Source organism: Paraburkholderia sp. Clong3 (assembly GCF_050436485.1).
GTDB lineage: Bacteria > Pseudomonadota > Gammaproteobacteria > Burkholderiales > Burkholderiaceae > Paraburkholderia > Paraburkholderia tuberum.
This window is the reverse complement of the sequence record NZ_JBNDMH010000003.1, coordinates 66,216-85,337: the sequence shown is the minus strand read 5'-3', so window position 1 is coordinate 85,337 and position 19,122 is coordinate 66,216. Positions and strand designations below refer to the sequence as shown.

16 protein-coding genes are annotated in these 19,122 nt (G+C 65.5%); 4 read left to right on the top strand and 12 right to left on the bottom strand.

The genetic code is table 11. The features are described from left to right. Window positions 1–128: 128 nt before the first annotated feature. Window positions 129–1,751, bottom strand: coding sequence for a methyl-accepting chemotaxis protein (locus OKW30_RS23915; protein WP_429347821.1), 1,623 nt, complete (start codon window positions 1,749–1,751; stop codon window positions 129–131). A 282-nt stretch (window positions 1,752–2,033) separates the two neighbouring features. Between OKW30_RS23915 and OKW30_RS23910 the strand changes: the two genes are divergently transcribed. After that, window positions 2,034–2,468, top strand: coding sequence for a PaaI family thioesterase (locus OKW30_RS23910; RefSeq protein ID WP_184037950.1), 435 nt, complete (start codon window positions 2,034–2,036; stop codon window positions 2,466–2,468). A gap of 87 nt (window positions 2,469–2,555) precedes the next feature. Here OKW30_RS23910 and OKW30_RS23905 read toward each other — a convergent pair whose 3' ends face one another. The 4 genes from OKW30_RS23905 to OKW30_RS23890 are packed head-to-tail and all read right to left on the bottom strand — an operon-like array spanning window position 2,556 to window position 6,112. Next, on the bottom strand, window positions 2,556–3,404 hold the full coding sequence (locus tag OKW30_RS23905; protein WP_187630555.1) for an ureidoglycolate lyase: 849 nt from the start codon (window positions 3,402–3,404) through the stop codon (window positions 2,556–2,558). Window positions 3,405–3,456: 52 nt separating this feature from the next. After that, on the bottom strand, window positions 3,457–4,200 hold the full coding sequence (locus tag OKW30_RS23900; protein ID WP_018424084.1) for an SDR family oxidoreductase: 744 nt from the start codon (window positions 4,198–4,200) through the stop codon (window positions 3,457–3,459). A gap of 33 nt (window positions 4,201–4,233) precedes the next feature. Beyond that, on the bottom strand, window positions 4,234–5,064 hold the full coding sequence (locus OKW30_RS23895) for an amidohydrolase family protein (protein WP_429347820.1): 831 nt from the start codon (window positions 5,062–5,064) through the stop codon (window positions 4,234–4,236). Window positions 5,065–5,071: 7 nt separating this feature from the next. Further along, window positions 5,072–6,112 carry an aldo/keto reductase gene (locus OKW30_RS23890; RefSeq protein ID WP_429347819.1) on the bottom strand — a complete coding sequence of 347 codons (1,041 nt, stop codon included), beginning with the start codon at window positions 6,110–6,112 and terminating at the stop codon, window positions 5,072–5,074. Between the two features lie 260 nt (window positions 6,113–6,372). Here OKW30_RS23890 and OKW30_RS23885 point away from each other — a divergent pair, with 260 nt between their 5' ends. Together OKW30_RS23885 and OKW30_RS23880 are read left to right on the top strand one after the other, a co-directional pair. After that, a complete protein-coding gene (locus OKW30_RS23885) occupies window positions 6,373–7,158 on the top strand; it encodes an IclR family transcriptional regulator (RefSeq protein ID WP_429347818.1) in 786 nt (261 codons plus the stop codon). A gap of 114 nt (window positions 7,159–7,272) precedes the next feature. Continuing rightward, window positions 7,273–7,818 carry a hypothetical protein gene (locus OKW30_RS23880; RefSeq protein ID WP_184004394.1) on the top strand — a complete coding sequence of 182 codons (546 nt, stop codon included), beginning with the start codon at window positions 7,273–7,275 and terminating at the stop codon, window positions 7,816–7,818. Between the two features lie 42 nt (window positions 7,819–7,860). Here OKW30_RS23880 and OKW30_RS23875 read toward each other — a convergent pair whose 3' ends face one another. From OKW30_RS23875 to OKW30_RS23845, 7 genes are all read right to left on the bottom strand, one after another. Continuing rightward, window positions 7,861–10,311 carry a GNAT family N-acetyltransferase gene (locus OKW30_RS23875; RefSeq protein WP_429347817.1) on the bottom strand — a complete coding sequence of 817 codons (2,451 nt, stop codon included), beginning with the start codon at window positions 10,309–10,311 and terminating at the stop codon, window positions 7,861–7,863. A 171-nt stretch (window positions 10,312–10,482) separates the two neighbouring features. Then, on the bottom strand, window positions 10,483–12,084 hold the full coding sequence (locus tag OKW30_RS23870; RefSeq protein ID WP_184037933.1) for a peptide chain release factor 3: 1,602 nt from the start codon (window positions 12,082–12,084) through the stop codon (window positions 10,483–10,485). A gap of 751 nt (window positions 12,085–12,835) precedes the next feature. After that, window positions 12,836–13,135 carry an H-NS family nucleoid-associated regulatory protein gene (locus tag OKW30_RS23865; protein ID WP_184037930.1) on the bottom strand — a complete coding sequence of 100 codons (300 nt, stop codon included), beginning with the start codon at window positions 13,133–13,135 and terminating at the stop codon, window positions 12,836–12,838. A 124-nt stretch (window positions 13,136–13,259) separates the two neighbouring features. After that, the gene (locus OKW30_RS23860; protein WP_429347816.1) at window positions 13,260–14,459 is read right to left on the bottom strand and encodes a serine hydrolase domain-containing protein; all 1,200 of its coding nucleotides are present in this window, start codon (window positions 14,457–14,459) and stop codon (window positions 13,260–13,262) included. A gap of 144 nt (window positions 14,460–14,603) precedes the next feature. Continuing rightward, entirely contained in the window at window positions 14,604–14,807 is a 204-nt protein-coding gene (locus tag OKW30_RS23855) for a hypothetical protein (RefSeq protein ID WP_090808221.1), read from the bottom strand. A gap of 538 nt (window positions 14,808–15,345) precedes the next feature. Next, on the bottom strand, window positions 15,346–15,609 hold the full coding sequence (locus OKW30_RS23850) for a hypothetical protein (RefSeq protein ID WP_184037925.1): 264 nt from the start codon (window positions 15,607–15,609) through the stop codon (window positions 15,346–15,348). 99 nt (window positions 15,610–15,708) lie between these two features. Continuing rightward, window positions 15,709–17,175: a sigma-54 interaction domain-containing protein gene (locus OKW30_RS23845; protein ID WP_429347815.1), complete on the bottom strand. Its 1,467-nt coding sequence runs from the start codon at window positions 17,173–17,175 to the stop codon at window positions 15,709–15,711. A gap of 327 nt (window positions 17,176–17,502) precedes the next feature. Here OKW30_RS23845 and OKW30_RS23840 point away from each other — a divergent pair, with 327 nt between their 5' ends. Next, window positions 17,503–18,903: a GntP family permease gene (locus OKW30_RS23840; protein WP_429347814.1), complete on the top strand. Its 1,401-nt coding sequence runs from the start codon at window positions 17,503–17,505 to the stop codon at window positions 18,901–18,903. Window positions 18,904–19,122 lie beyond the last annotated feature (219 nt).

The window sequence follows — 19,122 nt, the reverse complement described above, 5'->3', positions numbered from 1 at the left end:
TTCGGGTACTTTGAGACAGACTTGGACGTCACGATAGGCGCCTCTACAGGCGCTTGCGTCTAATGCAAAATGGCTCGCTTTACGCGGGCCATTTTCTATTTCTGCGTCGTTTTCAAGCGTTCGCCGCTTTAAAGCGCGTGCATTCCGGTTAATGCGAATTCTGCGTTTGCGACGGACATTGCTCCGCGCTGTTGCGTACGCAACACACTTTCAGAAATTTCGAACACGGAAACGGCCTGCTTCAGTTGCTCGGTTTGCTGATGCAGCGAAGCCGCCGCCGCCGCGGCCTGCTCGACGAGCGCCGCGTTCTGCTGCGTCATCTCGTCCATCTGCACGACCGCCTGATTCACCTGCTCGATGCCGGTGCTCTGCTCGAGTGACGACGCGCTGATTTCGGCCATCATCTGCGTGACGCGCGAGATCGACGCCGACACATGACTCATCGCTTCGCCGGCGCGCTCGACGAGCGTCGAGCCGCCCTGAATCTCCGCGACCGATTCGCTGATCAGCGTCTTGATTTCCTTCGCCGACTGCGCGCTGCGTTGCGCGAGGCCGCGCACTTCGCCGGCCACGACCGCGAAGCCGCGGCCCTGCTCGCCCGCGCGCGCCGCCTCGACGGCGGCATTCAGCGCAAGGACGTTGGTTTGGAACGCGATGCCGTCGATCACCGAGATGATCTCGGCGATCTTGTCCGAGCTCTGCGCGATGCCGCGCATCTTGTCGACCACCTGATTGACGACTTCGCTGCCGCGCGACGTCGCGCCAAGCGCGGTCTCGGCGAGCGCATTGGCTTCGCGCGCATGATCGGCGTTCTGGCGCACGGTCGCTGTGAGTTCCTCCATGCTCGATGCCGTTTCCTCGAGCGATGCCGCCTGGTTTTCGGTGCGCGCCGACAGATCGGCGTTGCCGGTCGCGATTTCGTTGGCGCCAAGATGGATCGAGTCGGCCGATTCGCGCACGCTCTTGACGGTGCGTGCGACGCTTGCCTGCATCGTCGCGAGGCCCGAGAACAGACGGCCGATTTCGTTGCTGCCGCGTGCGGCGATCGGTTGATCGAGACGGCCTTGGGCGATGCGCTCGAAGTGGCGGCCCGCTTCCTCGAGCGGTGCCACGACGCCGCGGCGCAGCGCCGTATAGACGGCGAGCGTGCCGGCGACGAGTACGAGCAAAATCACCACGCTGACGATGCGAAACGCCGCCACGCGCGCATCGATCGAATCGAGCGACGCGCGGCTCGCGGCGTCGCCGAATTGCCCGAAGTTGTGCACTTCCGCCAGATAAGCGTCCTGAAACGACTGCGTCGGCTGATCGAGGAAGGCCTGGATGTTGTTCGAGTCGAGATACTGCGCGAGCTCCGCGAGCGCGCCATGCAGCGTCTTGTAGCGTTCGGCGAGCGCGGCGGCGCGCGCGCTGTTTTCGTCGCTGGTCTTCTGCGCGCTCATGAAGGCCGCGAAAGACTGATCGGCGGCGGCGAGCTGTTCGCGAGCGTGCTGCACGATGTCCGTGGGCTCGGTGCCCCCGCGCACCATGCGCGTGCCGGCACGCGACAGGTTGATGCGCGCGTCCATCAGGCGCTGCGTCGTCTGGTTGACCGCGTCGACCTGCTTCAGCGCGATGTTCGACAGATCGCCGACGTCGTCGTGCGTGCGCGTCAGTGACCAGAAGCCCAACCCTACCGTGACGAGCTGGAAGACGCAGAACGCGGCCAGAACACATAGCAGGCCGGATGCGACCTTGATCTTGCTGAACATCGTGGACACCTGGGAACAAAGGATAACGGAGGTACACCAGGGTTAACGGCAGGCCGATTGGCGGCTTGAGGCCAATTCCCGCAAAAAGCGCTCTACGTGCAGGTTTCATCGTCGATCGTCGCGATTGCGGTTGTTTTGCGCAACAATGCGCCGCTGGTCGCGCGGAATCACCTTGCGCAGTGCAGCGGCACTTCCTAGAGTGGGTAGGGGCCGCATGGCACGCGCCGCGCGGATGTTTTGTTGCACCGATGCACTACCCAGACCCTGCACGAAGGAACCACGATGACCGACCTACTCGACCGGGCGCGCGGCGCACTGCACGCCCAGCCGTTCAGCATGCTGCTAGGCGCGGAGCTGATGCACGCCGGCAGCGACGAGCTCACCCTATGTCTGCCGATTCGAGACGAACTGCGGCAGCAGCATGGCTTCGTACATGGCGGCGTCATCAGCTATCTCGCCGACAATGCGTTGACGTTCGCTGGCGCGCTGTCGCTGGGTCCGAGAGTCGTGACCGGTGAGTACAAGATCAATTATCTGCGCCCGGCAGTGAAGGGCACGCTGATCGCGCGCGCCAGTGTGGTCTATGCGGGCAGGCATCAAGCGACCTGCCAGTGCAGCGTGTTCGTGATGGAGGGGAACCGCGAGAAGCTGGTGGCGGTTGCGCAGGGCACTGTGAATCGGATTGGAGAGGACGGGGAGCAGGAGGCGGGGGCTTAAAGCCGGGACGCCATGAAAAAAGCCGCTCCTGCGCGAAACAGGAACGGCCTTTCATTTCACAGCGATATGACGGAAAGAGAAAGCGCGTTACTCCGCCGCGTAAGTCTTCTGCGTCTGCTCGCCCAGCCCTTCGATACCCAGACGCACCGTCTGCCCCGGCTTCAGAAACACCGGGTTCGGCTTCACGCCCATGCCGACGCCCGGCGGCGTGCCGGTCGAGATAACGTCGCCCGGCTGCAGGCTCATGCACTGCGACACATACGACACCAGCTTCGCGACACTGAAGATCATCGTCTTCGTGCTGCCGTTCTGGTAGCGATGGCCGTCCACTTCGAGCCACAGGCTCAGGTTCTGGGGATCGGCGACTTCGTCGCGCGTGACGACCCAGGGGCCGATCGGGCCGAACGTGTCGAAGCCCTTGCCCTTGTCCCACGTGCCGCCGCGCTCGATCTGCCATTCGCGCTCCGACACGTCGTTGATGACGCAATAGCCGGCCACATGCTCGAGCGCGTTCGCTTCGTCGACATACTTCGCTGCCTTGCCGATCACGACGCCGAGTTCCACTTCCCAGTCGGTCTTCTTCGAACCGCGCGGGATTTCGATGTCGTCGTTCGGGCCGCTGATCGCGCTCGTCCACTTGTTGAAGATGACCGGTTCCGCCGGTACCGGCAGATTCGATTCCGCCGCATGATCCGCATAGTTCAGGCCGATGCAGACGAACTTGCCGATCTTGCCGACGCACGGTCCAACGCGCGGATTACCTTCGACGACCGGGAGCGTTGCCGGATCGAGCGCGCGCAGTTTCGCGAGACTTTCATCGCCGAGCCCAGCGCCGTCGATATCGCCCACCACCTTCGACAAATCGCGAATCTTGCCTTGCGCGTCGAGCAGGCCCGGCTTTTCCTGGCCTTTCGGCCCATAACGAAGCAGTTTCATCGTTGCACTTCCCTTTACGTTCAGTAGTGTCCGGTTCGTCAGTCAATCAGAATCAGTTCGACCATCCGCCGTCGATTACATGGAGTTGGCCCGTCGTGAACGACGACTCGTCGGACGCGAGATACAGCGCGAGCGCGGCGATCTCCTCCGGCTTGCCGATGCGGCCCATCGGCTGACGCGCGACGAAGGCGGCCTGCACCGCATCGAGCGACGCGCCCTGCGCCTGAGCCTGCGCGGCGATTCGCTGTTCGAGCGACGGCGAGGACACCGTGCCCGGGCAAATCGCGTTACAGCGTACACCACGCGTGACGAAATCCGCAGCGACGGACTTCGTCAGCCCGACCACCGCGGCCTTCGACGCGCCGTACGCGAAGCGATTCGGCACGCCCTTCACGCTCGACGCCGCCGACGACATGTTGATGATCGAGCCGCCGCCCTTCTCCAGCATGGCCGGCAAGAACGCGCGAATCATACGGTACATGGCCTTCGCGTTGAGGTCGAACGCGAAATCCCAGTCCTCCTCGCTGCATTCGAGGATATTGCCCGAGTGTACGAAGCCCGCGCAGTTGAACAGCACGTCGATCGTGCCGACTTCCGCGGCGAGCGCCTTGATCGCCGCGCCATCGAGCACGTCGAGCTTGCGCGCCTCGACCGGCTTGCCGGCGAGTCCGTCGATGCGGATATCGGTGGCGATCACGCGCGCGCCTTCGCGCGCGAACAGTTCGGCGGTGGCGAGACCGATACCTTGTCCCGCCGCGGTGATCAGGGCCGTTTTGCCGGCCAGTCTTTGTGTCATCTACGACTCCAGTTGAATGGGCTGCCAACGAAATCAAAGCCGATAAAACGCGGCAGCGTTCTCGCCGAACACGGCGTCGCGCTCGGCGTCGCTCAACGACGCGACGAGCGTGGTCGCCACCGAATGCCAGAGCAAATAGTCGCCGTTCAGTTCGAGCACCGGCCAGTCGCTGCCCCACATCAGCCGCGTGGGACCGAAGGTGTTCAGCAGATGCTCGACGTAGGGCCGCAGCGTGTCCTCGGTCCAGCCGGGCGAGGCCTCGGTCGCGAGACCCGACAGCTTGCAATGCACCTGCGGCAGCGCGGCGAGCCGCGTGATCGCGTCGCGCCATACCGGGTAGCCCGCCTGGCCGTAGCGGATCGGCGGCTTCGCGCCATGATCGACCACCATGCGCAGCGCCGGAAAACGCTGCACAAAGACCTCGACGTATTGCACGTGACGCGCGTAGATCAGCGCATCGAACGCGAGATCGTGTGCGATCAGCGCTTCGATCGCCGGCGCAAGATCGGGGTTCGCGATCCAGCCGTCGTCGGGCAGATCCTGAAGCATCGGCCGCACGCCCTTGAACTTCGGCTCGCGCGCGAGCAACTCGATCAGATCGGGCGCGTTCGGCAACAACAGCGGCACCCAGCCGACCACGCCCGCGATCGACGGCTCGTGACGCGCGATGTCGAGCAGGTAGCGGGTTTCGTCGAGCGTCGGCGCGGCCTGCACGACCACGGTCCGCTCGATGCCGGCCTGTTCGCGCAACGGCTTCAGATCATCAGGCCCGAACGGCCGGTAGAGGATTTTCAGCTCCGGCGTCAGCCACTCGTAGTCACCCCGCGCGGGGTCCCAGTAGTGCTGGTGAGCGTCGATCGGCATGGTCGGGTCAGTCCTCGGGCGCGGGCGCACGGGGGTCGAGCAGGCCCGCGTCGCGCAATGCGGACCACAAGGCCGCGGAAATCGGCAGCTCGAACGACGCGACGTTCTCGCGCAATTCGTCGGCGCTACGCGCGCCGGTCAGCACGGTGGCGACCGCCGGGTGCGCATACGGAAACTGCAACGCGGCGGCGGCGAGCGGCACGTCATGCGCCCGACATACCGCCTCCAGACGCGCGACGCGCTCGATCACCCCGGGCGGCGCGGCGCCGTAATTGAACTTCAGATCGCCTTCGACGCCCCGCGCCAGAATGCCCGAATTGAACGCGCCGCCGAGCAGGATGCTGACGCCGCGCGCCTCGCAGGCGGGCAGCAGGTCGTCGAGGGTGGTCTGCTCGAGCAGCGTATAGCGGCCCGCGAGCAACGCGCAATCGATATCGCACTCGGCCATCGCATCGAGGATCACCGCGCCCTCGTTGACGCCGAGGCCGAGCGCCTTGATTGCGCCCGTCGAGCGCAGGCGCTCGAGCGCACGGAAGCCGCCCCCTTCGGTCAGTTGCCGCCAGTAGTGCGGATGCTGGTCGCCGTGCGTGACGCGACCGATGTCATGCACGAGCAGGACGTCGATATCGATGATGCCGAGGCGCTGCTGGCTGTCCTCGAACGAACGCAGAATGCCGTCGTGCGTGTAGTCGTAGATCGCTTCGAACGGCAGCGGATTCTGCCAGCCTTCGCGGTCGTCGAATGGCGACGTGCGCGGCACGAAGCGGCGGCCGACCTTGGTCGACAGCACATACTCGCCGCGCGGATAGTGGCGCAGCGCGGCGCCGAGCCGATGCTCGGCCTTGGTGTTGCCGTAGTGCGGCGCGGTGTCGAAGTAGCGCACACCCGCGTCCCAGGCGGCGGCGATCGTCGCTTGGGCCTCCTCGTCGGACAGGTCGCGGTACAGGCCGCCGAGCGGCGCCGTGCCGAGCCCCAGTCCGCTCACCTGCAACGAGCCGCGGCCGATACGGCGCCGCTGCCCGATTTTCGATCCGATCGATGCCGACATGAGCGTGTCTCCAGATTTGTGGTCTTTTTACCATGCGGCGGCGAGGGTGCGGCGGTCACACTCCGCGCACCGCTTGGGAAGTGCGTTCATTCACCAATGAACGTATTATTCATATTCGAATTTTTCCAAGTCAAGAAAACTACGCGGCGCGGATGCCTGGGTTTTCCCTGGACATAGGCCCTCCAGTTCGCGAAATGCTACGCACTCGCCCGCGCACACCAGATAATAAAAACTCCACACGGAATTCTCGGACCCTCACGATGGACGCCGAAGACAAGGACGACGACCGCTATCGCGCCCCCGCGCTGGATAAAGGCCTCGACATTCTCGAGCTACTGTCCGCGCAGAAGGAAGGACTCACGCGCGCCGAAATTACGCGGCAGCTGGGCCGCAACGCGAGCGAGATGTACCGGATGCTCGAACGCCTCGTCGCGCGCCAATACGTGGTGCGCTCGGCGGCTGGCGACCGCTACTCGCTGAGCCTGAAGCTGTTCGCGCTCGCGCACCGTCATCCGCCAATGAACCGGCTGATCGCGGAAGCGCTGCCGCTGATGCAGCGTTTCGCCGACGCGGCCGAGCAGTCTTGCCACCTCGTCGTCTACGACCGCGGCAACCTGCTGGTGATCGCGCAAGTCGACGGACCGGGCACATGGGGCATGTCAGTGCGGCTCGGTTCGCGGGTCGGCCTGATCGACACCGGTTCGGGGCGCGTGATGCTCGCGTTCCAGAGCGTCGAGCAGCGCCAGCAGATGCTGGCGGAGCACACGAAGGTGAAGGGCGAAGTGACGCTCGATCGCGACGCGCTGGAGGAGGCCTGCGAGCGCATCCGCGCGGCGGGCTTCTGGCAGAAGGACAGCCAGCAGACCTTCGGCGTCACCGACGTGACGTTCCCGATACTCGCGCCGTCGGGACAGGCGATCGCGGTGCTGACCTGCCCGTATCTGCGGCGGATCGACGAATACGTCGCGCCGACGCTCGAAGCGGCCACCACGCTGCTGCGCGACACGGTGCAGGCGCTGTCGATGTTCCGCGAGCAGGCGGCGTGATCGGTAAGTTGCGCGGTAAGTTGCGCGGCGGCGCGCACGCGCACATGGTTTAGAATGGCGGCCCTTCCAAAATAACGCCGCATGACGGGCTCATGCGCGCGCATCGATTGAGCAATGGCCAAACTTCTGACCGATTCCGAATTCCAGCGTTTTTCCGAACTCCAGCAGAAGCAGTCGAGCTTCACGATCACCGCCGAAGAAGCCGACGAACTGCGCGACATCGTCGCCCACGCGCAGAAGCGCCGCGACGACCGCGCCGCCGCGATGCAAAGCATCGAGACCTTCATCCAGCAGTTCCACATCACGCCCGACGAGCTGTTTTCGCCCGAGCAGATCGGCGAAGCGGCGCGCACCTACGGCCTGATTCCGGCCGCGCGCAAGGAGCGCGTGCTGCCGCCGTCGCTGACGTTCAACGGCAAGCCGTACCAATGGACCACCCGTGCGCTGCCCGACGAAATTCGCGTGCCGCTGTTCGACGCGTTCAAGGGCGGTGAGTCGGTGAAAGCGTTCATTTCGACGCTGAAGGACGCGAACCGCTGCGCCGCGACGATCGCGCGGCTCGAACGCGAAACCGGCGCCGTGTATGCGCAGGCATGGCTCGACGAGCTGTCGGTCACGCGCGCGCAGGTCGATGAGGCGGCTCAGAAGCTGGCGGCGTGAGGCGGTGAAGCCATGCGTTGAGCGGCTCGCGACGTCAGCCGCTCAACGCGCCGGCTGGTTCTGCGCGGCGGACTTCGGGTCCGCCCCCGCCGTTTCGTCGAGCGCCATCCGGAAGCCGACCACACCGGGGTCATCGGTCCGCGTGATCGTGAAGCCGCTGGCCTTCGCGAGCGCGATCATCGCGGTGTTCTCGCGCAACGCTTCACCGATCAGCCAGTGCGTGCCGCGCGCCCGCGCGTACGCGATGATCCGCTGCATCAGCAACTGGCCGAGGCGCCGCCCTTTCTGATCCGAGCGCACGGTCACCGCGAATTCGGCCGTCTCGTTGTCGGGATCGGCCACCGCACGCACCACGCCGAGCGTCTGCGCGACGCCGTCTTCGTTGTCGACCGTCGCGATCAGCGCCATTTCCCGGTCGTAGTCGATCTGCGTCATGCGCGCGAGTTGCGAGTGGTCGAACGCGCCGACTGAAGCGAAAAAACGCAGCCGCAAATCTTCCGGCGTCATCGCCTGCACGAACTCGCGATGCGCGTTTTCGTCTTCGGGGCGAATCGGCCGCACCGTTACACGCATCCCCTGCCAGTCGATCGTTTCCTCGAAGCGGCGCGGATACGGCACGATCGCGAGACGGCTGCGCTGCGCGCCGAGCCGCAACACGGGATCGACCACCGTCACGCGGTCCCGGTAGACCCTGAGCTTCAACGACAGGCCGACGATCTCGCGCACGTCGCAAACCGCTTGCGACACCGCCGTCAACGCCGCGAGCGTCGGCTCCGGCGCGACCAGCCTCGCGTAGTGCGAACGCGTGACGATATCGCGCGCGAGCATCGGATTGAGCGGCGGCAGGCCGTACACGTGCAACCCACTGGAAACGCCGTCGATCGGCGGTGCGGCGAAGCGGAACACGGGGCCGAAGTTGTCGTCGTCGTGCAGTTCGACGGCGACGTCGACGATGGGTTTTGCGGCGCCGTCGGCATCGGCGCCCGGCGCATCGGCGCCCGACGCGTGGGCGCCCCCGCCTTGCGCGCCCTCCACCCGCAATCCGAACCGCGACAGAAACCGCGCCGCCGCTGCCCCGGCCAGCTCGCTCGCGCCCGCCGCCAACGCTTCGCGAGCCTGCGCCTGGGCGGCGTCGATCGACTCGGGAATCTGCGCAGGCAGGCCTTCCGGCGTTTGCATCAGCAGTTCGCGGCCCAGCCGGTAATCGACCAGACGGGCGAAGGCGCGCGCGAGCCGCTGCGGCGTCGTGTGCACCGGGATGCCCTGCGCATGCAGCGCGTCGCGCCTCGTCGCATCGACACCGCCGAAAAAGCACGCGAGCAGCCCGCGATACGCAAAGCGCTGATGCTCGATCAGCGCCTGCGCGACGTCGTCGACGGGCGCGCCATGCGTCGATGCGTGCACCACGACGGCGGTGCCGGTCTCGCGATACTCGCCGAGAAGCTTCAGCGCGGTGCCGAAGTGCTCAGGACGCGCGCCGTCGCCGAGCAGCAGCGGATTGCCGCCGACCGCGAGCGGCAGCGCCTCGCCCAGCGCGTCCGACGCCGCGGCCGGCCACGGCGCGAGCAGGCCGCCGGCGGCGGTGAACGCGTCGCGCGCGAGCGTCGCGAGACCGCGGTCGCTAGTGATCAGCGTGGCGGTGGCGCCCGCCGCCACGCGGCCGACGCCGAGCGTTTCGATTTCGTCGAGCAGATCGTCGAGCGCGTCGACGCGCACGAGGCCCGCGCGCCGGAACGCCGCTGTGTAGAGACCGTCGGCGGGATCGTCGCGACCGGAGCGCAGCGCGAGCACCGGCTTGTTGCGCGCCGCCGCGCGCGCGGCCGACATGAACTTGCGCGCCGCCCGCACGCTGTCGAGTTCGAGCAGGATCGCGCGGGTGCCGGGGTCGCTCGCGAGGTAATCGAGCACGTCGCCGGCATCGACGTCGGCCTCCGCTCCGAGCGCCACCGCGTGCGAAAAACCGAGCCCGCGCGCTCGTGCCCAGCCGAGCACTGCGTTGGTCAACGCATTCGACTGCGACACCCACGCGACACCGCCCGCCTTGACCGTGCACGACGGCGCGCCCAGATGCGCGCCGAGCGCCGGCGACACCACGCCGAGACTGCCGGGTCCGACGATGCGCAACAGATGCGGCCGCGCCGCCGACAGCGCGTGCCGCAGCTCGAGCCGGTCTTCATCGCTGCGCACCTCGCCGACGATGATGACGGCGCGCGTGCCCATGCCACCGAGCTTATGGATCAGCGAGGGCCACGTCGCGGGCGGCGTGCAGATCACCGCGACGGTGGGCGCCTGCGGCAGATCGCCGACGTCGGGAATCACCGGGTGGACGCCGAGCGTCGCGTGCTTCGGATTGACCGGCCACAGCGGGCCGTCGAAGCCGCCTTCCAGCACACGCGCCCAGACCATCGCGCCGGTGCTGCCCGGCCGCTCGGACGCGCCGATCACGGCGACGGATTTCGGGCGAAACAAGGCGTCGAGGTTGCGAACGGTCACGGGCGCTCCATGCGGTTGGACAGGAATTGGAGCCGGCTTCGCGGCGAGGCGGGTGGTTCCGTCAGCATAGGCGAAGTCGCGCGCTGGCGCGGGACGTTGTTGCGGCGGAAAAGTAAAAAGCCGCGTCGAACGACGCGGCTTTTTTGCTTCGAAACCAGCGGACTCGCGGTTTTACATCGCCTTTCTGAACGGCGCCCCCGAGTGCTCGCGCAACTCGTTGAACACGATCTTCGGCCACGCCTTCTGCGCGACTTCGATCTCCGATACGTGCGAGGCCAGATAGGTCGGCGCATCGGACGCATCGAGCGCGATCCGCGCCGAGTACGAGTCGGTGAAGCGGCGCAGTTCGGCCGCATCGTCGCAGGTCACCCAGCGCGACAGCCGGTAACGCGCCGGCGCCATGCGCACGTCGACCTTGTATTCCGTCGACAGACGGTGCGACACCACTTCGAACTGCAGCTGCCCGACCGCGCCGAGAATCATCAGACCGCCGGCTTCGGGACGGAACACCTGGATCGCGCCTTCCTCGCCGAGCTGCTTCAGCGCTTCGCCGAGCTGCTTCGCGCGCATCGGATCGACCACTTCGACGGTCTGAAAAATTTCCGGCGCGAAGAACGGCAGGCCGACGAACTGCAGCTGCTCGCCTTCGGTCAGCGTATCGCCGAGACTCAGCGTGCCATGGTTCGGAATACCGATGATGTCGCCCGGATACGCCTCGCTCACCGTCTCGCGACGCTGCGACAGGAACGTGACCACGTTGTTTGCGCGGAACGTCTTGTTCGAGCGCGTGACCTTCACCGCCATGCCGCGCTCGAAACGTCCCGAGCACACGCGGATGAACGCGACACGGTCGCGGTGCGCGAGGTCCATGTTCGCCTGCACCTTGAACACGACGCCGGTGAACTTCGACTCTTCCGGCTGCACCGGACGCTGCACGGTCATGCGCATCGACGGCGGCGGCGCGAGGTCGACCAGCGCGTCGAGAATCTCCTTCACGCCGAAGTTGTTGATCGCCGAACCGAACAGCACCGGCGACTGCTGGCCGGCGAGGAACTGCTCACGGTCGAACTCGGGCGTCGCGCCGGTGATCAGATCGATTTCTTCCTTCGCACGCACCCACGCGTGGCCGAAACGACGCTCGCCTTCCTCGTTGCTCAGCGCCTGCAGCGTTTCGACCGCGCCGCCGGCCGTGTCCTGACCGGCGCGGAACACGCGCACCTGATCGCGCTGGACATCGTAGACGCCCTGGAAATCCTTGCCCATGCCTATCGGCCATGTGAAAGGCACCGCCGCCACGCCGAGGTGCTGCTCGATCTCGTCGAGCAGTTCGAGCGGCTCGCGCACTTCGCGGTCGAGCTTGTTGATGAACGTGACGATCGGCGTCTTGCGGCTGCGGCAGACTTCCAGCAGCTTCAGCGTCTGCGCTTCGACGCCGTTCGCGCCGTCGATCACCATCACGGCGGCGTCGACCGCGGTCAGCACACGATAGGTGTCCTCGGAGAAGTCTTCGTGGCCCGGCGTGTCGAGCAGGTTGATCACGCAATCGCCGTACTCGAACTGCATCACCGAGCTCGCGACCGAAATGCCGCGTTGCTTTTCGATTTCCATCCAGTCGGACGTCGCGTAGCGGTTGCTCTTGCGGCCCTTCACGGTACCGGCGATCTGGATCGCGCCCGAGAACAGCAGCAGTTTTTCGGTGAGCGTGGTTTTACCCGCGTCCGGGTGGGAAATGACCGCGAACGTGCGGCGGCGTTTGAGTTCGGAGACTGACATCGGGTCTGGCGGTCACGGAAAGGGGTTCAGGCGGTTCCCGGCGGCCGTGGGCGGCCGGTATGCCGCGCGTGGCGCGGCGGCGTCGAGCTGCGAGAATCGGGCGCGGGCCCGGATCGGCCGGCGCTCGCGCCGCGTCCGAAAACGGTGGCGAACGGGTCACGACCCAGCGTTCGACAATGCGGGAATCGCTGGCGCAAAACGGCGCAAGGTGCGAATGATACACGTCTGGCGCGACGGCCGGGGGAAAGGGCCCCGGCGCCGGACGGGGCGACGGCGCGAGGGTCGGCGCGCCGCGCATGCTGGTGGCAAAGGTGAGCGTTTTCGGGACTTGCGGCGGCGAATATCGATTTGCGGTCAAAGGTGAGGATCGCGAAGCGCGTGCACGCACCTGCCAGGTCGCGGGCGCCACCAACCCGATGCGCGGGAAAACGGCGATAAAGCTTCGCACCGCTATGAACGGGTTCCGGCTCGACGCCTGGAAACGCCCGCCAGCAAAGGCTGTCGCGGGTTTGCGGCGAGCGGCGCGGGGCGGTGCGGCACGATGGCGATTCGCACCCGCGGAGGTGCGTCGCTCGACAAAGCCTGGCTCACCGAAGCATCCCGCGAGGTTCGAATGCATCGGTAAATATCGCCGTGTACGTTCGGGCGTCACGCAAAGGTGAGCGTTTTCGGGACCTTTGCAACGGTGCGGAACGGATCAAACCACACATCACTTCAGAGAACACGGACGCGTCGGCGCCCACGACGAAGCTCAACCTTCGATCAGAAACCGCTCGCGATTTTTGCCGACGAGCCAGGCCGGCGAGCGCCCACGGCCGCTCCAGGTTTCGCCGGTCTTCGGATTGCGGTACTTGGCGGCCGACGTCGTCGACGACTTGCGGCGCGGCTTCGGCGAGGCGCTCGTCAAGCCGAGTTCTTCGGCGGTCAGGTCGTATTCGGCAATCTTCTGCTTGATATCGGCGATAGCTTGCGAAACTTCTTTTTCGCGCGCGGCTGCGACTTCCTTGTGGAGTTTTTCGAGTTGCGCAGTCAGCTGTTTGTAAGAGGCCATGCCGTTGTTCCCCCTCGGTTGGACGCACTGCGATGAATCGCGATGAATGGTTGGCGGACACTATCAGACGAATAAATCACAGGATAGTGAATCGCGCGGCCGAGCGCATGCGCGGCGGCTGCACTCAATCGTCGATCGCATCGTAGATGCGGCGTTCGAAGTCGATGGCCATCGGGAAGGGGTCGATCGAGCGGCGCTGGATCAGCATCAGGCCGATCATGTTCTCGACCGGATCGGCGAACCAGCTCGTGCCGTACGCGCCGGGCCAACCGAACGAGCCCAGCGAGCGGTAGCCGAGCGGCAATTGCTGCGCCGGATCATCGACGATCGACAGGCCGAGGCCGAAGCCTTGCCCCGCCCAGATCACGTGACCGAAGGCAGGCAGGCGGCGCTGGTCGCGGCTCAGGAAATTGCTGCGCATCAAGTCGACCGAGCGATGCGACAGCAGCCGCGTGTCGCCGACGCGGCCGCGCCCGAGCAGCAGTTGCGCGAATCGCAGATAATCCTCGGCGGTCGAGACCAACCCGCCGCCGCCGCTCTGAAAGCGTCGTGGATTGGCCCAGCGGCTCGCCGCCGCATGATCCTCGACCACACGACGCCGCGTGCCGGGATCGATGTTGTACGCGGTGGCGAGGCGCGCAAGCTGTGCGTCGGGCACCCAGAACGCGGTGTCGCGCATGCCGAGAGGCGCGAAAATGCGCGTGCGGAAAAACTCCCCAAGAGTCATGCCGCTCACGCGTTCTATCAGCACGCCGAGCACGTCGGTCGCCACGCCGTAGTGCCAGCGCGAGCCGGGCTGGAACATCAGCGGCAACGCGGCGATGCGCGCGAGCCACGCGCTGTTGCCGCCGCTCGCCTCGAAGCCGTTGAACGCGGCTGCGTAGGCTTCGCCAAGCGGACCCGTCGCCGTGAAGTGATACGCGAAGCCCGCGCGATGCGTGAGCAGGTCGAGCACCGTAATCGGCGCGCGTACCGGATCGGTCTGGTCGAGCGGGCCGGTCGGGTCACGCAGCACGCGCGGCGCGGCAAGCTCGGGCAGCCACCGCGAAATGGGCGCATCGAGCGCGAGGCGGTCTTCCTCGATCAGCATCATGATCGCGGCGCTCGTCACCGGCTTCGTCATTGACGCGATGCGAAACAGCGTGTCGCGCTCCATCGGCAATTGCGCCGCTTCGTCGCGTAGGCCCGCCGGTTCGAAGTAGCCGATTTCACCGCGCCGCCATACGAGCGACACCACCCCCGCCACTTCGCCCCGCTCCACGTAGCCCTGCATCGCGTTGGTCAGCGTCGCGAGGCGGGTCGCGGCAAGTCCTGCTATCTGCATGTACATCCTGTGTCGGTCAAAGAAAACGTGCGCGCGCCCAGGTCGCTTTGGGCGATCAAACCGAAAGATAAACCCTGTCCGGCGAAAGCGCACACGACGGCTTTCCTAATTGCCGAACCCGATTGGCGGACACAATGACGACCCTCAGGCTTTCTGCCGTTTTTCCAATGCGCAAAGCGCGGCATCGAGGCGTTTGACGCGGGTTGCCTGCGCCGGCACGAGAACCGCGCCGGAAACGTGCTGAAGGCGGTTACGCCAGTAAGACAAAGGAATACGGTCTTCTGCGGAAATATGGGAAATTATCTGCTCGAGATGCTCGATGTCTTTTTCGAGTTGCTGATGATTCATTGCTTTCCCCGGATTCTATTGAATTAGTGTTGAAGCAAAAAAATCGAAAGCATGAAGCCGCGTTGGCCCGCGCGGCCCAAAGTAATGCCCGCCAGCAGCGGAAAAACCTTCCTGAACTTCTTCTACGTCGGAAAAAACCGGCAATTTCTGCTTGCCGGGTTAAATCCCAACGGTTTAAAAAAGAATACTGCCGTCAAATTTCACGTTCCGTTGCCTGCCGCACTGACTGCGTTCGACGTCCCGAGGGTAAAGATAAATCATGGTCCGGGCGCAAAGAATAATCGGTGCGCGGTGACTCAACGTTGTAAAAATGCCGCATGCGGCTTACTTATCCAATTCGCATGCACACCGCTTATCGGACACACATTAGGCGCATGAATTTATGACGGCCATGTGGTAACCGGAATGACACGAGCGTGGTCAGCGAGCGTATCGGGAATTGCCAGGGAATAACTGCGAACAGGTGAAAAAAACCGAAGGCCGCCAACGGATCGGCCAGCCGCGCGCGCCGGCATTGCACCGGCACGGCATCAGGTACTTACTTCGCGGTCGCGCGGCAGGCGTAGATCAGGCTCAACGTACCGCCCTCGCTCGACTGGCGCACGACGTCGAACGCGCCATTGCAACTGGCGGCCGCCTGTTGCGAGCACAAGTCGGAACCGACCGGGCATTGCACGAGCGTGGTCGCACGGCCGTCCGGCAGGAACAGCGGCGCGCTGCTGCTGCAACCGCCAAGCGCGACGATCGCGGCGACGGCCAGTATGCCGCGCGAGCGGCGCGCGAAGAAGGAATGGCATTTCATGGAGACCCCGGTCACGTCTTGTTTTTCGATCTCGCGATTGTGCCACGCTGCTCTCGTGCTGCGTCAGTTGGCGTGGTGCGGCTGGCCGGGCGCGGCGAGTCAAACGTCGATGCCGTGCGCGGCGATCTTCTTGTACAGCGTCGCGCGGCCCATGCCGATCTGTTTCGCAGTGTCAATGACGCGGCCGCCGTTCGCGCGCAACGCGTCGCAGAGAAAGCGCTTTTCGAACGCGGCCATCGCGTTGCTCCACGAGGTGGGTTCGGCGGTCGCGGCCACGTCCACGCTGGCGGCCGCGACAGACGGGGTCCGCGCCGGTGCCACCGCACCGCCCTGCCCCGAGCCGATGAACGGCGCGAGCACACGCGCATCGATGCGCTCGCTGTCGGACAGCATCACGGCGCGCTCCAATGTGTTGCGCAGTTCGCGCACGTTGCCGGGCCAGTCGTACGCGCACAGCAGGCGCAACGCGTCGTCGTGCAATTCGAAGTGGCTGCCGCCGCCTGCCTGCGCGGCCAGCTCCTCGAGCATCGCGTAGGCAAGCGCCTCGATGTCGGAGGGACGCTCGCGCAGCGCCGGCGCATGGATCGTCAGCACGTTGAGCCGGTAGAACAGGTCCGCGCGAAAACGCCCGGCCGCGACGAGCGCCGGCAGATCGGCCGATGTCGCCGCGATGAACCTCACATCCGCGCGCACGATCCGATTCGAGCCGAGCGGCTCGAATTCCTTGTCCTGCAGCACGCGCAGCAGCTTGCCCTGCAACGGCAGCGGCATGTCGCCGATCTCGTCGAGAAACAGCGTGCCGCCGTTGGCGAGCTCGAACTTGCCGACCCGGCCCCTGCGATCCGCGCCGGTGTACGCGCCGGGTGCGGCGCCGAAGAACTCGACTTCGAGCAGCGTGTCGGGAATCGCCGCGACGTTGACGCTGACGAGCGGCTTGTGCGCGCGCGCCGAGCCGCCGTGAATCGCATGCGCGAGCAGCTCCTTGCCGGTGCCGGTTTCACCCAGCAGCAGCACCGGCGCTTCGAGTTGCGCCGCGCGCCGCGCCTGGCGCTTCACTTCGAGCGACGCCGCGCTCGTGCCGACGAAGCTGCCGAACGTATAGCGCGCGCGGCGCGCCTGCGCAAGCGACTGACGCGTCGCGATCAGCTCCTGCTGCAACCGCGAGTACTGCGAAAAGAGGGGCGACAGCGCTTTCAGCTCGTCGAACAGCGCGAAGCCGACCGCGCCGATCGTCACGCCGGCATCGTCCTTGAGCGGCAGGCGCGTGACGACGAGCGGCTCGCGATCGGTCTCCATGATGTCGAGCAGGATCGGCTTGCCGGTGTTGACGACCTCGCGCATCAGACTGTTTGGAATCACCGCTTCGCAATCCCGGCCGATCGCCTGCTGCGGGTCAGCAAAGCCGAAGCGCGCCGCATACCGCTTGTTGATCCAGACGACGCGCGCCTGCCCATCGACGATGAAGGTGCCTTCGCTGAAGTTTTCGAACGTGCGAAACAGCGAATCCATCGCCCGACGAAGCACGTCGTCATAGGTGGCGGGCAGGCCCGTCCAGTCGGTCAACATGCTGTCGCTGTCTCCGCTTATCGTTTTGATTGCATCAATCTCAATCAGTGGACGAATTTATCTCCAAATTGAGACACACGATAGGCCTTATGCATCATGACTTACCCTGGTTTCAGGTGTTCTTCACCGGATGGAAGTCCCGTTTCGGAGACACTTGGGTACAATCCGCCCACGATGCCTCGGCCCGCCGCTGCGCGGCCGCGCCATGCGCCACGGCGGACCAGCAGCAAAACGGCAGCCATGGCATGAAACCTGCTTTCCGACCGCGCCGCGCCGTCGCTCGATCGGGACGGCAAACTTGTAGAACAACCGGGCTATGGAGACTCAATGACCTTTCTCATCGTTATCGCCGCGCTGGCGTTTCTGATGTTCGCTGCGTATCGCGGCTACAGCGTGATCCTGTTCGCGCCGATCGCGGCGCTCGCCGCCGTCCTGCTCACCGAGCCCGCCGCCGTCGCGCCGGTCTTCACGAGCATCTTCATGGACAAGATGGTCGGCTTCGTGAAGCTGTACTTCCCGGTGTTTCTGCTCGGCGCCGTATTCGGCAAGGTGATCGAGCTGTCGGGCTTCTCGGAGTCCATCGTCGCGGCCGCGATCCGCTATATCGGCCGCTCGCGCGCTAACGCGGTGATCGTCGCGGTGTGCGCGCTGCTCACCTACGGCGGCGTGTCGCTGTTCGTCGTCGTGTTCGCGGTCTATCCGTTCGCGGCCGAGCTGTATCGTCAGAGCAACATTCCGAAGCGGCTGATGCCCGGCGCGATCGCGCTCGGCGCGTTCTCGTTCACGATGGACTCGCTGCCCGGCACGCCGCAGATCCAGAACATCATCCCGACGACGTTCTTCAAGACCACCTCGTGGGCCGCGCCGACGCTCGGCGTGCTCGGCTCGCTGTTCATCATCGTGGTCGGTCTGTCGTATCTGGAATGGCGCCGCCGCGCCGCGATGGCGACCGGCGAGGGTTACGGCACCGACCTCGTCAACGAGCCGGAGCGCGTCGAGTCGAAGCAGCTGCCGCATCCGCTGCTGGCGCTCGCGCCGCTCGTCATGGTCGGCGTCGCGAACTTCCTGCTGACGCGCTGGATTCCGACCTGGTACGGTCCGTCCTTCACGGTCACCCCGGACATCCTGCCGGGGCTGCATGCACCGGTAGAAACGAGCGTCAAGGCTCTCGTGGGGATTTGGGCCGTGCTGGGCGCGCTGCTGCTCGGCATCGTGATGGTCGTCGTGACGGCGTTCAGTCGCGTCAGCCAGCGCTTCGCGGTGGGCACCAAGGCGGCAGTGGCGGGCGCGCTGCTGGCGTCGCTCAACACCGCGTCGGAATATGGCTTCGGCGGTGTGATCGCGGCGCTGCCGGGCTTTCTCGTCGTCAGCAACGCGCTGAAAAGCATTCCGAATCCGCTCGTCAACGCCGCGGTGTCGGTCAGCACGCTGGCGGGCATCACGGGTTCGGCATCGGGCGGCATGAGCATTGCGCTCGCCGCGATGTCGGATACGTTCATCAAGGGTGCGGAAGCCGCGCATATTCCGCTCGAAGTACTGCATCGCGTGGTCGCGATGGCGAGCGGCGGCATGGATACGCTACCGCACAACGGCGCGGTGATTACGCTGCTCGCCGTGACGGGTCTCACGCACCGGCAGTCGTATCGCGACATCTTCGCGGTCACCGTGATCAAGACGCTCGCGGTGTTCTTCGTGATCGCGGTGTATTACACGACCGGCCTCGTGTGAACGCCGAACCGGAAAACAGTACTTTGATCTGATAGATCCGCATTACTCCCACCTCGACAGCCGGCCAACGAAGCACGAGGATGGAGCCGTCAGCGCCCAATGTTGCAAGGGCAGGCTGACCCGAGTAACAACGGCGTTTAACGGCCCGTCCCTGTCCGGACGGGCTATTTTTTTGCGCGCGCCCAACGCTTCCTAGCCCGCCCCCGCGTCACCCGCATG

Bases quoted from the DNA above. Each gene is read 5' to 3' on its own strand.
- OKW30_RS23915 (WP_429347821.1), bottom strand. From the start codon at position 1,751: ATGTTCAGCAAGATCAAGGTCGCATCCGGCCTGCTATGTGTTCTGGCC.
- OKW30_RS23910 (WP_184037950.1), top strand. From the start codon at position 2,034: ATGACCGACCTACTCGACCGGGCGCGCGGCGCACTGCACGCCCAGCCG.
- OKW30_RS23905 (WP_187630555.1), bottom strand. From the start codon at position 3,404: ATGAAACTGCTTCGTTATGGGCCGAAAGGCCAGGAAAAGCCGGGCCTG.
- OKW30_RS23900 (WP_018424084.1), bottom strand. From the start codon at position 4,200: ATGACACAAAGACTGGCCGGCAAAACGGCCCTGATCACCGCGGCGGGA.
- OKW30_RS23895 (WP_429347820.1), bottom strand. From the start codon at position 5,064: ATGCCGATCGACGCTCACCAGCACTACTGGGACCCCGCGCGGGGTGAC.
- OKW30_RS23890 (WP_429347819.1), bottom strand. From the start codon at position 6,112: ATGTCGGCATCGATCGGATCGAAAATCGGGCAGCGGCGCCGTATCGGC.
- OKW30_RS23885 (WP_429347818.1), top strand. From the start codon at position 6,373: ATGGACGCCGAAGACAAGGACGACGACCGCTATCGCGCCCCCGCGCTG.
- OKW30_RS23880 (WP_184004394.1), top strand. From the start codon at position 7,273: ATGGCCAAACTTCTGACCGATTCCGAATTCCAGCGTTTTTCCGAACTC.
- OKW30_RS23870 (WP_184037933.1), bottom strand. From the start codon at position 12,084: ATGTCAGTCTCCGAACTCAAACGCCGCCGCACGTTCGCGGTCATTTCC.
- OKW30_RS23865 (WP_184037930.1), bottom strand. From the start codon at position 13,135: ATGGCCTCTTACAAACAGCTGACTGCGCAACTCGAAAAACTCCACAAG.
- OKW30_RS23860 (WP_429347816.1), bottom strand. From the start codon at position 14,459: ATGCAGATAGCAGGACTTGCCGCGACCCGCCTCGCGACGCTGACCAAC.
- OKW30_RS23855 (WP_090808221.1), bottom strand. From the start codon at position 14,807: ATGAATCATCAGCAACTCGAAAAAGACATCGAGCATCTCGAGCAGATA.
- OKW30_RS23850 (WP_184037925.1), bottom strand. From the start codon at position 15,609: ATGAAATGCCATTCCTTCTTCGCGCGCCGCTCGCGCGGCATACTGGCC.
- OKW30_RS23845 (WP_429347815.1), bottom strand. From the start codon at position 17,175: ATGTTGACCGACTGGACGGGCCTGCCCGCCACCTATGACGACGTGCTT.
- OKW30_RS23840 (WP_429347814.1), top strand. From the start codon at position 17,503: ATGACCTTTCTCATCGTTATCGCCGCGCTGGCGTTTCTGATGTTCGCT.